Here is a 14,625-nt window from a genome sequence, read left to right on the forward strand (position 1 = left end):
CCGCTCCGCTGGAGCGCCACCGGCCTCCCCTTCGGCCTCACCCTCGACCCCACCACCGGACGCATCACCGGAACCCCCTGGAGCACCGGCACCACCCGGATCACCATCACCGCCACAGACACCACCCCCACCAGCGCCACCACCACCTTCCCCCTCACCACCACCTGGTTCTGAGGCGGGATCCGTACCGCTCAGCCACCACCGGGCGGCGAGAGCTCCGTGCTCAGCCAGCCCAGGGCGTCCGGATACATCCCGCTCCAGGTCTGGAAGTTGTGACCGCCCTCGGGACGGACGAGGGTCTTGACCCGGACGCGGGTGCCCGCCGCGGCCCGGGCGAAGGCGTCCAGCTGCCCCGGCGGACTGTCCTTGTCCTGGGCGGAGGTGGCCAGGAAGAGGCCCACGTCCGCCGTCCTCGCGCGGCGGACGAGCCACATCGGGCTGTTGCGCTCCCGCAGGGCGGGATCCGCGAGCACCTCGGGATCCCCGGTCAGCGGGTCCGGGTCCAGGGCCGCGCCCGCCCCGAACACCTTCGGGTACTGGAGCGGCAGCTTCGCCGCGCAGAACCCTCCCGTCGACACCCCCATCAGCCCCCACCCCTTGGGCCCGGGCAGCGTACGGAAGTGCCGCGCCACCAGCGCCGGGACGTCCTCCGCCAGCCAGGTGGCCACCTTGTGCCCGGGGGTGTCGCTGCAGTCGGTGTTCACCCCGCCCGGATAGATCTCCGGGATCACCAGGATGTACGGGTGCGCCGCGCCCAGCCGGACCAGCTGCTCCAGCGCGGCCGGCATGGACCCCAGCTCGACCCAGGACCGGGGCGAGCCCGGGTAGCCGTGCAGCAACGTCAGCACGGGGAAGCGGGTCTTCGCCGAGCCCGGGGCGTCGTACTCCGGGGGCGCCCACACGATGACCTGACCGGCCAGCCGGGACCGGGTTACGCGGAAGTAGGTGCTGAGGGTGCCGTCCCCGCCCCGCGTGAACGCGGCACGGCCGGGCGGCGGTCCGGTCATCGTGGACGCCGCCCGGCCGGTGCCGAGGAGGTCGTCCCAGGACGCGTAGAGCCCGTAGCTGCCGTTGATCCAGGCGGCCACGACGCAGATGGCGGTCAGCTGGCACAGCCCGAGCATCACCGCGCGGGCGGGCCACCGCACCCAGCCGGGGCCGGGGACCCGGTTCCACAGGAGCAGCGCGGCCAGCATGGCGAGCGCGGTGACGCCGACGAGCACGGCCAGGAACGACGTGCTGGTCAGCTCCACGGCCTCGGCTCCTGACGTGCGGGGACACGCGTGTCCTGCCAATCTACGACGGGCGGGCGCCCCAGGCGCGGCGGGCGCGCGGACCCACCGCTCGCGCGGGGCGCCGACGGGACCGCACGGACGCCGACGGCCGCCGGACGCGGGTGGCTACCTGCCCCGTGCCGTCCCCGTCAGGCCCGCGGCGGTCGGCGGCGGCGGTACCCAGCGGCCCGTGCGCGGCGGCTTCACGTCGAACTCGGACTTCAGCTCCGCCGGGATCGCGTGGTGCATGACCCGGCCCCGGGTCAGCGTGGTCAGCTCGAAGCCCGCGAGCAGGGAGCCGGCCTTGTCGAGCGCCCACTCGGCGTAGGGGCTGCTGTCCTCGAGGGTCTCCAGCAGCCCGAGCACGACGGGCACGGCCTTGGCCGCCGTGTCCCAGCCGCTGCGCGGGATCTCCAGCCAGTCGGCGATGGTGTCCCCGACCAGGAACCGGATGGTGGCGGGCACCATCGGGTCGAAGAGGGTGCCCGGCACCACGTCCTCGTACATCCGCATCAGCTGGGCGTTGAGCGCGACGCCCTCGGGGGAGGGGCCGAGGTTGCGCAGCAGGTAGAGGTCGCAGTAGGCGCGGGCCTCGGTCAGGGTCTCCGGCACCGCGGACATGTCGCAGCCGAGCATGTGCGCCACCACCCGCCAGGCGTAGAAGTAGGCGTCCGCGCCCTCCTCGCTCATGTGCACGCCGAGCCGGTGCATGGCGTCGAGGACCAGGATCGAGAAGCAGATCTGACCCCCGATCATGTCCTCCTGGCAGATGGGCATTCCGTCCCGGGCGACGTCCCAGTGGCCGCCGCTGCGCAGGTGGTGGCGGACCGCCGCGTGCAGCAGCCGTACCTTCTGGGCGGCCGGGATGAACTTGCTGCCCTCGGCGAAGGAGTTGGTCTGCATGAGGTAGGTGACGAACTGCCCCGTGTTCGCCATCCGCCGCGAGGGGTACGACAGCGAGTGCGTCGAGGAGAGCAGCCGGGACAGCCGGGGGATCGCGTAGGTCGCGGGCATCGCGGAGAAGGACAGCCCGGTGTTGATGTGGGCCGCGTTGTCCATGAAGAAGAGCCGCGCCTGCTCCATGACGTCCCAGTCCACCCAGGCGGGGGGCATGGCGGTCGCCTCGAAGTACGCGGCGGCGGCGGCCGGGAGCTTCTCGGGCAGCTTGTCCCCGGTGGTGGAGAAGAACCGCATCAGGGTGTTGAGGTCGCCCACCTCCTTGCGTGCGAACATCGCGGCGACGGTCTCGTCGGCGAGGGGATCACCCTGCGTGCGCAGGGCGTCGAGCGCGGCGTCGTCGTAACGGGGGCGCGGTGGTGCGGTGGTGTGCGCGTTCACGTGCGTGGGTCCTTGTCTTCGGTGCGGGGGAGGGCGGCCGGGGGCCGGGGTACGGGCGGCCGCGTCCCGGGGCCGGGCCCGGGACGTCAGATCGTGCGCCGGGCCGCCGTTTCGGCCAGTCCGCGCAGCGCCGACCGGGCCTCGGCCGGCATCGGTACGGTGTCCAGCGCGCCCGCGGCCCGGGCGATGCGCTCGCCGATCATCGACTCGACCTGCCGGAGTGCGCCGCAGCGCTCCATCAACTCCCGTACGGCCGCTGCCTCTTCCTCGCCGAGATCGGGGTTGCCGACGAGCTTGGCGAGCAGTCTGAGGTCGTCCTCGTCGGCCGCCGCCGCGGTGAGCGCGAGCAGCGCGGTCGGCTTGCCGTCGCGGAGGTCGTCGAGGTTCGACTTGCCGGTCTCGGCCGGGTCGCCGAAGGTGCCGAGGAGGTCGTCGCGCAGCTGGAAGGCCTCGCCGAGGGGGAGCCCGTAGGCGGTGAAGGCCTCCATGAGGGCCCGGGGACCGCCGCCGAGCGTGGCGCCCAGGTGCAGCGGCCGCTCCACCGTGTACTTGGCGGTCTTGTACCGGGCCACCTCCAGGGATTCGGCGACCTGGAGGGGGCGCTCGGGCGCGTCGGTGCGCAGGACCTCCAGGAACTCGCCCGCCATGGTCTCGCGCAGCAGTGCCGACCAGAGCGGCCCGGTGCGGGCGAGGTAGGCGCCGGGGAGGCCGCACGAGGCGAACACGTGCCCCGCGTAGCCCATCAGGAGATCGCCGAGGATCATCGCGAGGGCGGTGGAGCGCTGTCCGGAGGCGGCGAAGGCGGCGTGCGCGGTGAGCTGGCCGTGCCGCATGCGGCTGTCGTCGATGATGTCGTCGTGGGTGCAGGCGGCGGCGTGGACCAGCTCCATCGCGGCCGCTGCCCGGATCACCCCCTCGCAGTCCGGCTGGCCCGCAGCCCGCCAGCCCCAGTACAGGAACGCGGCCCGGATCCGCTTCCCCCGGGCGAGCGAGCGGCGCAACTGCTCGGACAGCGGCGAAAGTTCGACGTGCAGGCCGAGGAGCGCGGCTTCCTCCTCGTCGGCGAGGCGGACCAGGACCTCGTCGATCCGGCCCTTGAAACCGGTGTGGTCATGCACGCGGGTGACCGGCCCGCTCGGCGGCCCGGCGGGCCATGGTCTCCAGGTAGTTCTCGGAGCCGCCGGCCGCCCGCTGGGTGGCCAGTTCGCCGCGCTTGCGCAGTTCGACGACGCCGTCGGTGAGGAGTTCGCGCAGGTCGGAACGGCGCATCACGTCCTGGGCCCGCTCGCTGGACTGGCGTAACTGGTCGAGCGCCAGGTCGGCGACTCCGGCGGCGAGGAAGGTCAGCAGTTCCAGGGCGGCGGCGGGCTTGCGCGCGCCGTCGGCGGCCGGACCCGCCGGACCCGGCCGCTCCTGCTCGGTCTCGGACATGGGCGCTCACTCCTGTGGCGAGGGAAGGGGGCGTGCGGGAAGGAAAGGACAGGCGAAGGCGGACGCACGGGCGTCGCAAGGGGCGGCCACCGGATGCCTCCGGTGGCCGCCCCTGATCGTCTCCGGGTCAGTGAACCCGGACCGCGGGCCGCCCGGCCAACCGGATCCGCCCCTCTCCCCCGCACGTGTTTCGAGATTCCCACGGGAGGGTGACGATCACCGTATGGGGTGATCACCACCGGTCCGGTGGTGTATCCGTGGGCCCGGTTCCCGCGGGTCGGCGCTGGATCAGACGGGCCGGCTCCGGTTCAGACGGGCAGCGCCCAGAGCTGGTCCGGCCGGTGGTCGCCGCAGGCGGCCAGCCGCAGCAGCCCGGTGGAATCGGCCGCGCCCGGCGCCTGGAGGCACAGCCCCGTGCCGCTCTCGACCAGGGAGCCGTCGTGCTGCGCCATCCAGTGCCGCGTGCTGCGGGCCGTCGTCACGGTGTCCCCGGACGGGCAGGCAGCCAGGGTCACCGCCGCGTCGGCCTGATCCGCGGTCAGGCACTTGCCCGCCAGCCGCAGCGTGGCGTCCTCGCCCATGACCCACCGCTGGTCGTCCCCGCCGGTGCAGGGCGACATGACGACCGCGCCGACACCCGCGGTGTTCCCCCCGTCCAGGCAGCGGGCGCCCTCGCCCGTGATCTGCCCGGTGGGCACGGCGTCGCCGCAGCCGCGGTCCGGGGTCAGCCGCCAGAGCGCCGTGTCGTGCGCGCCCACCGTGGCACCCAGGGTGTGCGCGACCTTCTCCCGCGCCCCCGACCACAGGTCCCGCGCACTCACCGCGCATCCGTCCAGGCCGAGGTCGGCGAGCGGCAGCACCACGTCCCGGGCGCTGCCCGTGCGGTTGAGCACGGCCACGGCGCGGTCGCCGTTCTGCAGCGGGCGGACCAGGACGTCGAAGCTGGAGCTGGAGGATACGACGGCCCCCTGACGGCCCATCGGGTCCTGGTCCAGCGCGATCAGCTCGTCGTTGCCGAGGGCTTCGAGCCCGCCCGGGCTCAGCCGCGAGACGTCCGAGGAGATGATGAACGGCGCCGCCATCATGGCCCACAGGGACACCTGGCTGCGCCCCTCCGCATCGGTCAGGCCGGGCGCGCCGGCGAGCAGGAAGTCCGGGTCGTTCCAGTTGCCCGGGCTCGCGTAGCGGGTCAGCCAGCGGTTGTAGCCGTAGTTGCCCAGCACCGAGGCCCAGCGCGAGGCGTTGGGCGCGGCCGGCTTGTAGACCTGGATGTCCTTGCCCTCGCGCCACAGTTGTCCGCTCTCGCCGACCCAGTCGAGCACCTTGTGCCAGTCGGCGCCGCCCCATTCGCCCTTCTGGAAGTAGGCCGGGGCGGAGGCGGAGAGCACCATCGCGCGGCCGCTGGCGCGCAGGGCGCGGGCGGCGGCCGCGTACGCGTCGCGGTAGGCCTGCTCCTTCGTGGTGCCGGGCGGCACGTAGAGGTTGCAGCCGTCCATCTTCACGTAGTCGACCTTCCAGGACGCGAACAGGCGCGCGTCCTGGGCGAAGTGGTCCGCGCCGCCGCCCTCGGGCGTCCCGCTGCCGGGGTAGCGCTCGCAGGTCAGGTGGCCGGCGTCCTCGTAGATGCCGAACTTGAGTCCCTTGCCGTGGAGGTACTCGCCGAGCCAGGCCATGCCGTGCGGGAACTTGTCCCGGTCGGTGACCAGGTCGCCCCGCGCGTCCCGGGCCCTGGTCATCCAGCAGTCGTCGACGGTGACCGTGTCGTAGCCCTTGGCGGCGAGGCCGGTCGCGACGAGGGCGTCGGCGTTGGCCACGACGGTCCCCTCGTCGATGTCGCACATGTAGTGCGCCCAGTTGTTCCAGCCCATGGGCGGCGTGAGGGCGAGCGGGGTGTCGGAGGTGGCGGTGGGCTCGGCGGGCTCGGCCGCGGCGGGGCCGGACGCGAGGGGGAGCGCGAGCAGGGCGGCCGCGATGAGAGAGGGGAGCGACGCACGCAGGCGAGGCGGCACGGGAACTCCTTGACGTCGGACGTACCCGACAGGGACTGTCGTGCGCTCAGTGCAGCGGCGGTGTTACGCGGTGTCAACATATGTCGATGTGTGCGGCTCCATGACCAGCAATATGGCCGCAATCCGGACGTGCCGGAGGGAGGTGGGCGGTTGACGCGCCCGTTCTGATACGTCGTATGTTACGTTGTAACGCATGCCGAGACGCTCCATGGCCCTGGACCGGGCCACCCCTGAAGTCATCGCCGTGGCCGCGCTGCGGATCCTCGACGACGAAGGCCCCGCGGCCCTGAGCTTCCGCTCCCTCGGCGACCGGCTCGGCGTCTCGCACGCCACCGTCCAGCGCCGCTGCAACGACCTCGCCGGCCTGCTCGACCTGTGTACGGAACACCTCGCGGCCCAACTGCCCGAGATCGAGGAGGGCGCCGGCTGGGCCGAAGCCACCGAGCTGCGCTTCAGCCGCTTCTACGAGCTGCTCACCGCCCACCCCGGGCTGCTGGTGCTGCGCGGCGGCCGACCCTGGCTCGGTCGGCAGCTGCTGGCCCGGCTCGTCGAACCCTCCATCGCCCACAGCGTCGCCGTCGGCATGACCGCCGCCGAGGCGATGACCTGCTACCGCCGGATGTACCTGCTGACCCTCGGCAGCGCCGCCTTCGTCGACCACCGGGACCCGGCCGGGGCGACCCAGGCCTCCCGCGCCGCGCTGGCCGCGCTCGACCCGGCCCGCTTCCCGGCGCTGAGCGGCGCGGTGGCCGACGTACTGCCCTGCCTCACCGACCACGAGGTGTACTACGGCGCCCTGCGCCAGTTGATCGCGGCGGCCGACCCCGCCCGCGCCGGGAACCGGCCCTGAGCCGTCCGGCCGTCGCCGTCCCGCGCGTTCTCTCCCCGCCGCGCTCCCGCGCCTCGCCGCCCCCCTTGAACGGAGCACCACCCGCATGGAAACGCAGCTCGACTACGCCGCCGTCCGGGCCGCCGCCGACCGGATCGCCGGGGCCGTGCGCCCCGCCGCCGTCGTCCCGGCCGCCGAGGGCCTCTGGTACGCCCTGGAGTACCTCCAGCACACCGGGTCCTTCAAGGCGCGCGGCGCCCGCAACTTCCTCGCCGCCCACCGCGAGGCCGCCGCCCTGCCCGAGGCGGGCGTCACCATAGCCTCCGGCGGCAACGCGGGCCTCGCCTGCGCCTGGTCCGCCCGCGCCCAGGACGTTCCGGCCACCGTCTTCCTCCCGGAGACCGCGCCGCGCGTCAAGGTCGAGCGGCTGCGCGGGTACGGGGCCGAGGTCCGGCTCGTCGGTGACCGCTACGCCGACGCGCTCGCCGCCTGCGGGGAGTTCGCCGCGGCCACCGGCGCGCTGAGCAGCCACGCCTACGACCACCCGCTGATCGCGGCGGGCGCGGGCACGCTGCTGGAGGAGATCCGGGCCGCGCTGCCCGGGCTGGACGCGGTGGTCGTCGCCGTCGGCGGCGGCGGGCTGTTCGCCGGTGTGGCCACCGCCGCGCGCGAGCACGGCGTACGGGTGATCGCGGCCGAACCCGAGGGTTCCCGGGCGCTGAACGCGGCCCTGGCGGCCGGCAGGCCGGTCGACGTGCCCGTGGGGTCGGTGGCCGCCGACTCGCTCGGCGCCACCCGCGTCTCGGCCGACGCCCTGGCCGCGGCCCGCCACGACGGCGTCACCTCGGTCCTCGTCCCCGACACGGCGATCACCGCCGCCCGCCGGGCCCTGTGGGAGGACCACCGGATCGTCGTCGAGGCGGGCGCGGCGACCGCCCTCGCGGCGCTGGGCGCCTTGCCCGCCCCGCCGGGCGAGCGCGTCGCCGTCGTCCTGTGCGGCGCCAACACCGACCCCGCGGACCTGTGAGGGACGGGGTAAAGCGGTTTTTCGTCGCGCTTGGTAAAGCGCATTAGTGCGTGCCCACCCCGAACTGTCCGGAAGTGGCCCCACGGTGACGCGCCGACGGGTTCGTTATCGAATCGATACCGCGCCGAGGTGAATGGGAACTAAAGCGCATCAGTCCAGGTCACGCCGCTATTGATTCAGCGGGTTTCGCGCGGTATGGAGCGGAGCCGCCGCGATTTCCGGACGTAAGTCCGCGCCCCCTTCGGGACCTTGGACACATTGACGCGATCTTCTTTTCGGACGACCGTGGGCATCGCTCTCCGGCAGCGAGGCCGGAACTCCCCGAAGGGTGGCGACGATGACCCGTTCGAACCTGGCCCGTCTGACCATGGCCGTCCTCCTGAGCGGCGCCCTCTGCGCGTGCGGTCTGAGCGGCGGCGCGGACGTGAAGGAGGCGCACAAGACCGGCAAGGTGTCCGGTGAGATCACCTTCCGGACCCTCCAGCTGAAGCCGAAGTTCACGGGGTACGTCCAGGGCGTCATCGACGCCTTCGAGCAGAAGTACCCGGACGCCACGGTGAAGTGGGAGGACGTGCCGGGCGACGGCTACAACGAGAAGCTCGTCGCCGACGCCCAGGCCGGGGCGCTTCCGGACGTCGTGAACCTGTCCACCGACTCCTTCCAGCTCCTCGGCGACCGCGGCATGCTCGCCGACGTGGCCAAGCTCGACGGCGACGTGGCCAAGGACTACGTGCCGGGCGCCTGGCAGCAGTTCAAACTCCCGGGCAAGGGCGACGGCGTGTACGCCTACCCGTGGTACGTCACCCCCGAGATCCTCACCTACAACAAGGACCTGTTCGTCCAGTCCGGCCTCGACCCCGCGAAGCCGCCGGCCACCGTCGAGCAGTTCTTCGACTACGCCGAGCAGATCGCCGCCAGATCGGGCGGCCGGTACTCCGCCTTCATGGCCGACCCCAAGGGCCGGCTGCCGGGGGACTGGCAGAAGATGGGCGTCCCGATCCTCAACGAGCGCCAGGACGGCTTCGTCTTCGACACCGACAAGGCGGTCGCCTGGGTGGAGCGGATGAAGGACCTCTACGCCAAGGGCGCGATGCCCAAGGAGTCCCTGCTGAAGTCGGACGACATCAGCCAGCTCTACGGCGCGGGCAAGCTCGTCTTCGGACCCGGCTCCCCGGGCTTCATCAAGGACGTCAAGCAGAACTCCCCGCAGGTCTACGCGCACACCCAGGTCGCCGGTACGGTGACCGGCACCCTCGGCCACATCGGCATCTACGCGCAGTCCCTCGGCATCAAGAAGGACACCGAGCACCTGGACGCGGCGACCGAGTTCGCCAAGTGGGTCACCAACGGGCCCAACCAGGTCGCCTTCTCCAAGAACGCCACGATCTACCCGTCCAATGCCAAGGGCCTCGCCGACCCCTACTTCTCGGACCGGGGCGACGGCACCGACGCCGAGACGACCGCCCGCGCGATCGGGGCCGAATCGTTGAAGACGGCCCAGCTCGACGCCAACACCCCGGTGCAGTGGACCAACCAGGTCGGCGACGCGGTGGTCCGGGAGGTGCAGAAGGCGATCAACGGCGAGCAGGACGCCCGGACCGCGGTGCGCAAGGCACAGGAGGAAGCCAACAAACTGCTGGCCAAGACGGTGCAGAAGTGACGGCGCCCCGGACCCTCCTGGAGCGGCGGCTCCCGCGGCAGGAGGGTCCGTCGCCCCTCGGTACGGGGCGGTGGCAGTCCGGGGGGCGCCGCGGCCGGAAGGCGCGGCGGGACGCGGAGGCCGAGCCGGGACTGGTGCACCGCAGCTGGTGGACCCCGTACCTCTTCCTCGCGCCCGGCCTGGCCATGGTCGTGCTGTTCAGCCTCTGGCCCTTCGTCAACACCGTGATCCTCTCCTTCACGGACGCCCAGATCCTGCGCGGGGGCGGTTTCGTCGGCTTCGCCAACTACCGCCGCGCCTTCGCCGACCCGGACTTCTGGGTCGCCACCGGCAACAGCGTGCTGTACCTGGTCGTCGTCGTCCCGTGCCTGGTCCTCCTGCCGCTGGCCCTCGCGGTCCTGGTGCGGACGAAGGTTCCCGGCATCGGCTTCTTCCGGTCGGCCTTCTACACCCCGGTGATCGCCTCGGCCGTGGTCGTCGGCCTGATCTGGCAGTGGGTGCTGCGCAGCGACGGACTGGTCAACACCGTCTTCCAGCAGATCGGCGTCATCTCCGAGCCGATCCCGTTCCTGACCGACAGTGCGATGCTGCTCGTCTCCGCGATGATCGTGACGGTGTGGAAGGGCCTCGGCTACTACATGGTCTTCTACCTCGCCGCCCTCGGGAACGTCCCCGCCTCCCTCTACGAGGCGGCCGCGATCGACGGCGCCGGGCCGCTCCGGCGGTTCTTCAGCATCACCGTCCCCCAGGTGAAGCCGATGATGCTGCTGGTCGGCACCCTGTCCGCGATCTCCGCGCTGCGCGTCTTCACCGAGATCTACATCCTCGGCGGCGAGAGCGGCGGCCCCGGTGGCGGCGCCCGCACCCTGCCCTTCCTGATCCGGCAGGTCGGCCTCGGCTTCTCCGGCGAGACCGGTTACGCGGCCGCCATCTCCATCCTGCTGTTCCTCCTGACGCTGGTCTTCAGCCTGCTGGGCCGCCGTCTGTCGAAGGGAGACGAGAGTTGAGCGCCGCCCCGGCCGTCCGGCGCACCGGCGCCGACCTGACCCGCCACCTGCTCGGCCTGGCCGCCCGCTACCTGACGCTGCTCCTGATGCTCGTCGTCATGCTCGGACCGATCGTCTGGCAGTTCCTGACCTCGATCCGCGGCCGCACGGAGAACGTCTACGACGGCGTCCTCCCCTCACGGCCCACGCTCGACAACTACGCCCGGGTTGCCGAATCGTTCCCGCTGGTGCAGTACGTCGGCAACACGCTCACCGTCGCGGTCCTCGCCATCGCCTCCAACATGCTCTTCGCCGCGATGGGCGGCTACGCCCTGTCCCGGGCCGGCTGGAAGGGCCGCAAGGCCGTCTTCACGGTGCTCGTGGCGACCCTGATGTTCCCCTTCGAGTCCGTGATGATCTCGATGTTCCTCACGGTCCGCGAAATGGGCCTGGTGGACACCCTGATCGGAGTGTGGCTCCCCGGCGCCGTCTCCGTCCTGAACATCATGATCATGCGGGCCTCCTTCCTCGCCGTGCCCAAGGAGATCGAGGAGGCCGCCGTGCTGGACGGCGCCAACGAGTGGGCCCGCTTCACCCGGATCTTCCTCCCCGCCGCCAAGGGCGCCCTCGCCGTCGTCTGCATCACCAGCTTCATGGGCGCCTGGGACGACTTCCTGTGGCCCCTGCTGGTCCTCACCAACAGCGACCACTACACCCTCCAACTCGGCCTGAAGTCCCTGGCCGGCGCGACCACCGTCAACGACCAGCGGATCATCGCCGCCGGTGCGATGGCCGCGCTCATCCCGATGATGCTCCTCTTCTTCGCCCTCCAGCGCTTCTTCTTCAAGGGCGTCGGCGAGGGAGCCGTCAAGACCTGAGCGCGCCCCGATCGCCGCGCCGCCTCCCCACGCACCCGCCACCCCTCCCTGGAGCAGCCGTCATGCACGACGACCGCAGCATCACCGAGCACCGCCTGCGCCGCGTCCTCAAGGAGCGCGTGAAGCCCGCCGTCCACTCCCTCGCCGTCCCGCTGACCGTGGAGCGCTGGGAGGCGCCGGGCGAGCCCGTCCCCGTCGCCGAGGGCCTGGCCGCGGCGTACGGGCCCTGCGCGGTCGGGGACGCGTGGGGGCCGGCCTGGGGCACCACCTGGTTCCGGGTCACCGGTACGGTCCCGGCCGAGTGGGCCGGCCGCACCGTCGAGGCCGTCATGGACCTCGGCTTCGACCGGATGATGCCCGGCTTCCAGTGCGAGGGCCTGGTCCACACGGCCGACGGTGCCGAGGTCAAGGCGCTCAACCCCTACAACGACTGGGTGCGCGTCACCGACCGGGCCGAGGGCGGCGAGCGCGTCGAGTGGTACGTCGAGGCGGCCTCCAACCCCGTCCTGGTCGACCACCGCGTCACCTACGAGGGCGATCTCCCGACCAGCGGCGACCAGCCCCTCTACCGGCTGGCCCGGATGGAGCTGACCGTCTTCGAGACCGAGGTCTGGGACCTCGTCCAGGACCTGGAGGTCCTCTACCACCTCATGGTGGAGCTGTCCGAGGGCGACGCCCGCCGCTACGAGATCCTGCGCGCCATCGACTCCGCCCTGGACGCCCTCGACCTCGCCGACGTTCCGGCGAGCGCGCCCGCCGCCCGCGGCCGGCTCGCCGCGGTCCTCGCGGCACCGGCCCACGCCTCGGCCCACCGGATCAGCGCGATCGGGCACGCGCACATCGACTCGGCGTGGCTGTGGCCACTGCGCGAGACGGTCCGCAAGGTCTCCCGGACCGCGTCCAACATGCTGGCCCTGATGGACGAGCACCCCGAGTTCCTCTTCGCCATGTCCCAGGCCCAGCAGCTCGACTGGATCAAGACCTACCGGCCCGAGCTGTTCGAACGGATCAAGAAGAAGATCGCCGACGGGCAGTTCGTGCCGGTCGGCGGCATGTGGGTGGAGTCGGACACCAACATGGTCGGCGGCGAGGCCATGGCCCGCCAGTTCCTCTACGGCAAGAAGTTCTTCCTGGAGGAGTTCGGCATCGAGACGCACAACGTCTGGCTGCCCGACTCCTTCGGCTACACCGCCGCGATGCCGCAGATCGTCAAGCTCTCCGGCTCGAAGTGGTTCCTGACCCAGAAGATCTCCTGGTCCCAGGTGAACAAGTTCCCCCACCACACCTTCTGGTGGGAGGGCATCGACGGCACCCGCGTCTTCACCCACTTCCCTCCCGTGGACACCTACAACAGCGACCTCGGCGGCGAGCAGATGGCCCACGCCGCCCGCAACTACCAGGAGAAGGGTCGCGGTTCGCGCTCCCTGGCCCCCTTCGGCTGGGGCGACGGCGGCGGCGGACCCACCCGCGAACAGCTCGCCCGCGCCCGGCGCCAGCGCGACCTGGAGGGCTCGCCCCGGGTCGAGATCGAGCGCCCCGACGCCTTCTTCGAGAAGGCGCACGCGGAGTACGAGGACGCCCCCGTCTGGGCCGGAGAGCTCTACCTCGAACTGCACCGCGGCACCTACACCTCCCAGGCCAAGACCAAGCAGGGCAACCGGCGCAGCGAATCCCTCCTGCGCGAAGCCGAGTTGTGGGCGGCCACCGCCGCCGTCCGGGTCCCCGGGTTCGGCTATCCGCACGCGGACCTGGAGCGGATCTGGAAGACCGTGCTGCTCCACCAGTTCCACGACATCCTGCCCGGCTCCTCCATCGCCTGGGTGCACCGCGAGGCCCGCGCCACCTACGCGGAGGTACGGGCGCAGCTGGAGGCGATCACCGACGCGGCGCAGGGCGCCCTGGCCGGCCGGGGGAGCAGCGAGCTGGTCTTCAACTGCGCCCCGCACGCCCGCCACGGCGTCCCGGCCGGCGGCGCGGCCCCGGCCGAGGAGGCCCGTACGCCGGTCACCGCGCACGAGCGGGACGGCGGCGGCCACGTCCTGGACAACGGGCGGCTGCGGATCGCCGTCGACGGGCGCGGGCTGCTGGTCTCGGCGTACGACCTCGAAGCGGGCCGTGAGGCGCTCGCCCCGGGCGCGGCCGCGAACCTGCTCCAGATCCACCCCGACTTCCCCAACATGTGGGACGCCTGGGACATCGACGCGTTCTACCGCAACAACGTCACCGACCTGGTGGAGCTGGACTCCCTGGAGCTGGCCGAGGAGGGTCCGCAGGCGGTGACGGTCCGCGTCACCCGCTCCTTCGGCGCCTCGAAGGCGGTCCAGTCGCTGACCCTGCGGGCCGGCGCCAAGACCGTCGACATCGTCACCGAGGTGGACTGGCACGAGACGGAGAAGTTCCTGAAGGCCGCCTTCCCGCTCGACGTGAAGGCCGAACGGACGGCGTCCGAGACCCAGTTCGGGCACGTCTACCGCGCGACCCACACCAACACCTCGTGGGAGGCGGCGAAGTTCGAGATCTGCGCGCACCGCTGGATCCACGCCGAGGAGCCGGGCTGGGGCGTCGCGGTCCTCAACGACTCCACCTACGGCCACGACGTCACGCGCGACGTACGGCCGGACGGCGGCCAGACCACCACGGTCCGGCTGTCCCTGCTGCGCGCCCCCCGCTACCCCGACCCGGAGACCGACCAGGGCGAGCACACCCTGCGCTTCTCGCTCGCCCCGGGCGCGGAGGTGGGGGACGCGGTGCGCGAGGGGCACTGGCTGAACCTGCCCGAGCGGGTCCGTACGGGGGCGGGCCCGGTCGCACCGCTGGTCGCGGTGGACGACGACGCGGTGGTCGTCGAGGCGGTCAAGATGGCCGAGGACCGCAGCGGCGACGTGGTCGTCCGCCTCTACGAATCCCGCGGCGGGCGCGCGAGCGCCATCCTGACCCCTGGCTTCGCCGTGGCCGACGCGGTGGAGAGCGACCTGCTGGAGCGCCCGCTGCCGCCCGGCCCGGCGGTCACCGGCCCGGGGGCGGGCGGGTCCGTCGCCCTCGGGCTGCGTCCGTTCCAGATCCTCACCGTGCGCCTGCGCCGGGCCTGACGGCCCCGCGCGGGGCGGGACCGGGGCCGGGCGGGGGCGGAGCGGGGCGTGAGGTCCGCCACAGCGTCCGCCCGCCGGGCCCGCCCGGCCCGGGACGACGGGTT

12 protein-coding genes are annotated in these 14,625 nt (G+C 72.4%); 7 read left to right on the forward strand and 5 right to left on the reverse strand.

Features of this window, described 5'->3' with window-relative positions; translation table 11 throughout:
• Nucleotides 1-174, forward strand: a 174-nt coding sequence (locus tag ABZY31_RS23465) for a putative Ig domain-containing protein (protein WP_356413454.1), incomplete at its 5' end; no start/stop codon positions are given.
• A gap of 17 nt (nt 175-191) precedes the next feature.
• On the opposite strand, the gene ABZY31_RS23470 is transcribed toward ABZY31_RS23465, so the two are convergent.
• The 5 genes from ABZY31_RS23470 to ABZY31_RS23490 all read right to left on the reverse strand — a co-directional run bounded on the left by ABZY31_RS23470 (nt 192) and on the right by ABZY31_RS23490 (nt 6,052).
• Entirely contained in the window at nt 192-1,253 is a 1,062-nt protein-coding gene (locus ABZY31_RS23470; protein WP_356413356.1) for an alpha/beta hydrolase-fold protein, read from the reverse strand.
• A gap of 147 nt (nt 1,254-1,400) precedes the next feature.
• Nucleotides 1,401-2,612 carry an oxygenase MpaB family protein gene (locus ABZY31_RS23475; protein WP_356413358.1) on the reverse strand — a complete coding sequence of 404 codons (1,212 nt, stop codon included), beginning with the start codon at nt 2,610-2,612 and terminating at the stop codon, nt 1,401-1,403.
• Nucleotides 2,613-2,698: 86 nt separating this feature from the next.
• On the reverse strand, nt 2,699-3,730 hold the full coding sequence (locus ABZY31_RS23480) for a polyprenyl synthetase family protein (RefSeq protein WP_356413360.1): 1,032 nt from the start codon (nt 3,728-3,730) through the stop codon (nt 2,699-2,701).
• Nucleotides 3,723-4,043, reverse strand: a complete 321-nt coding sequence (locus ABZY31_RS23485; RefSeq protein ID WP_356413362.1) for a hypothetical protein — start codon at nt 4,041-4,043, stop codon at nt 3,723-3,725. Before ABZY31_RS23485 ends, ABZY31_RS23480 begins: the two co-directional genes overlap by 8 nt.
• A gap of 308 nt (nt 4,044-4,351) precedes the next feature.
• A complete protein-coding gene (locus ABZY31_RS23490) occupies nt 4,352-6,052 on the reverse strand; it encodes a ricin-type beta-trefoil lectin domain protein (protein WP_356413364.1) in 1,701 nt (566 codons plus the stop codon).
• 193 nt (nt 6,053-6,245) lie between these two features.
• Here ABZY31_RS23490 and ABZY31_RS23495 point away from each other — a divergent pair, with 193 nt between their 5' ends.
• From ABZY31_RS23495 to ABZY31_RS23520, 6 genes are all read left to right on the forward strand, one after another.
• Complete coding sequence (locus ABZY31_RS23495; RefSeq protein WP_356413365.1) at nt 6,246-6,902, forward strand: TetR/AcrR family transcriptional regulator C-terminal domain-containing protein; 657 nt, start codon at nt 6,246-6,248, stop codon at nt 6,900-6,902.
• An 85-nt stretch (nt 6,903-6,987) separates the two neighbouring features.
• Entirely contained in the window at nt 6,988-7,908 is a 921-nt protein-coding gene (locus tag ABZY31_RS23500) for a serine/threonine dehydratase (protein WP_356413367.1), read from the forward strand.
• 337 nt (nt 7,909-8,245) lie between these two features.
• Nucleotides 8,246-9,568, forward strand: a complete 1,323-nt coding sequence (locus ABZY31_RS23505; RefSeq protein ID WP_356413369.1) for a sugar ABC transporter substrate-binding protein — start codon at nt 8,246-8,248, stop codon at nt 9,566-9,568.
• A 185-nt stretch (nt 9,569-9,753) separates the two neighbouring features.
• A complete protein-coding gene (locus ABZY31_RS23510) occupies nt 9,754-10,575 on the forward strand; it encodes a sugar ABC transporter permease (protein WP_356413456.1) in 822 nt (273 codons plus the stop codon).
• Nucleotides 10,572-11,432 (forward strand): carbohydrate ABC transporter permease, encoded by an 861-nt coding sequence (locus ABZY31_RS23515; RefSeq protein ID WP_356413370.1) that lies wholly within the window; start codon nt 10,572-10,574, stop codon nt 11,430-11,432. The genes ABZY31_RS23510 and ABZY31_RS23515 overlap by 4 nt, the downstream gene beginning before the upstream one ends.
• A gap of 62 nt (nt 11,433-11,494) precedes the next feature.
• A complete protein-coding gene (locus tag ABZY31_RS23520) occupies nt 11,495-14,521 on the forward strand; it encodes a glycoside hydrolase family 38 C-terminal domain-containing protein (RefSeq protein WP_356413372.1) in 3,027 nt (1,008 codons plus the stop codon).
• Nucleotides 14,522-14,625: the final 104 nt, after the last annotated feature.

Origin of the sequence: Streptomyces sp. NPDC006529 (assembly GCF_040611795.1) — a bacterium.
Classification (GTDB): Bacteria; Actinomycetota; Actinomycetes; order Streptomycetales; family Streptomycetaceae; genus Streptomyces.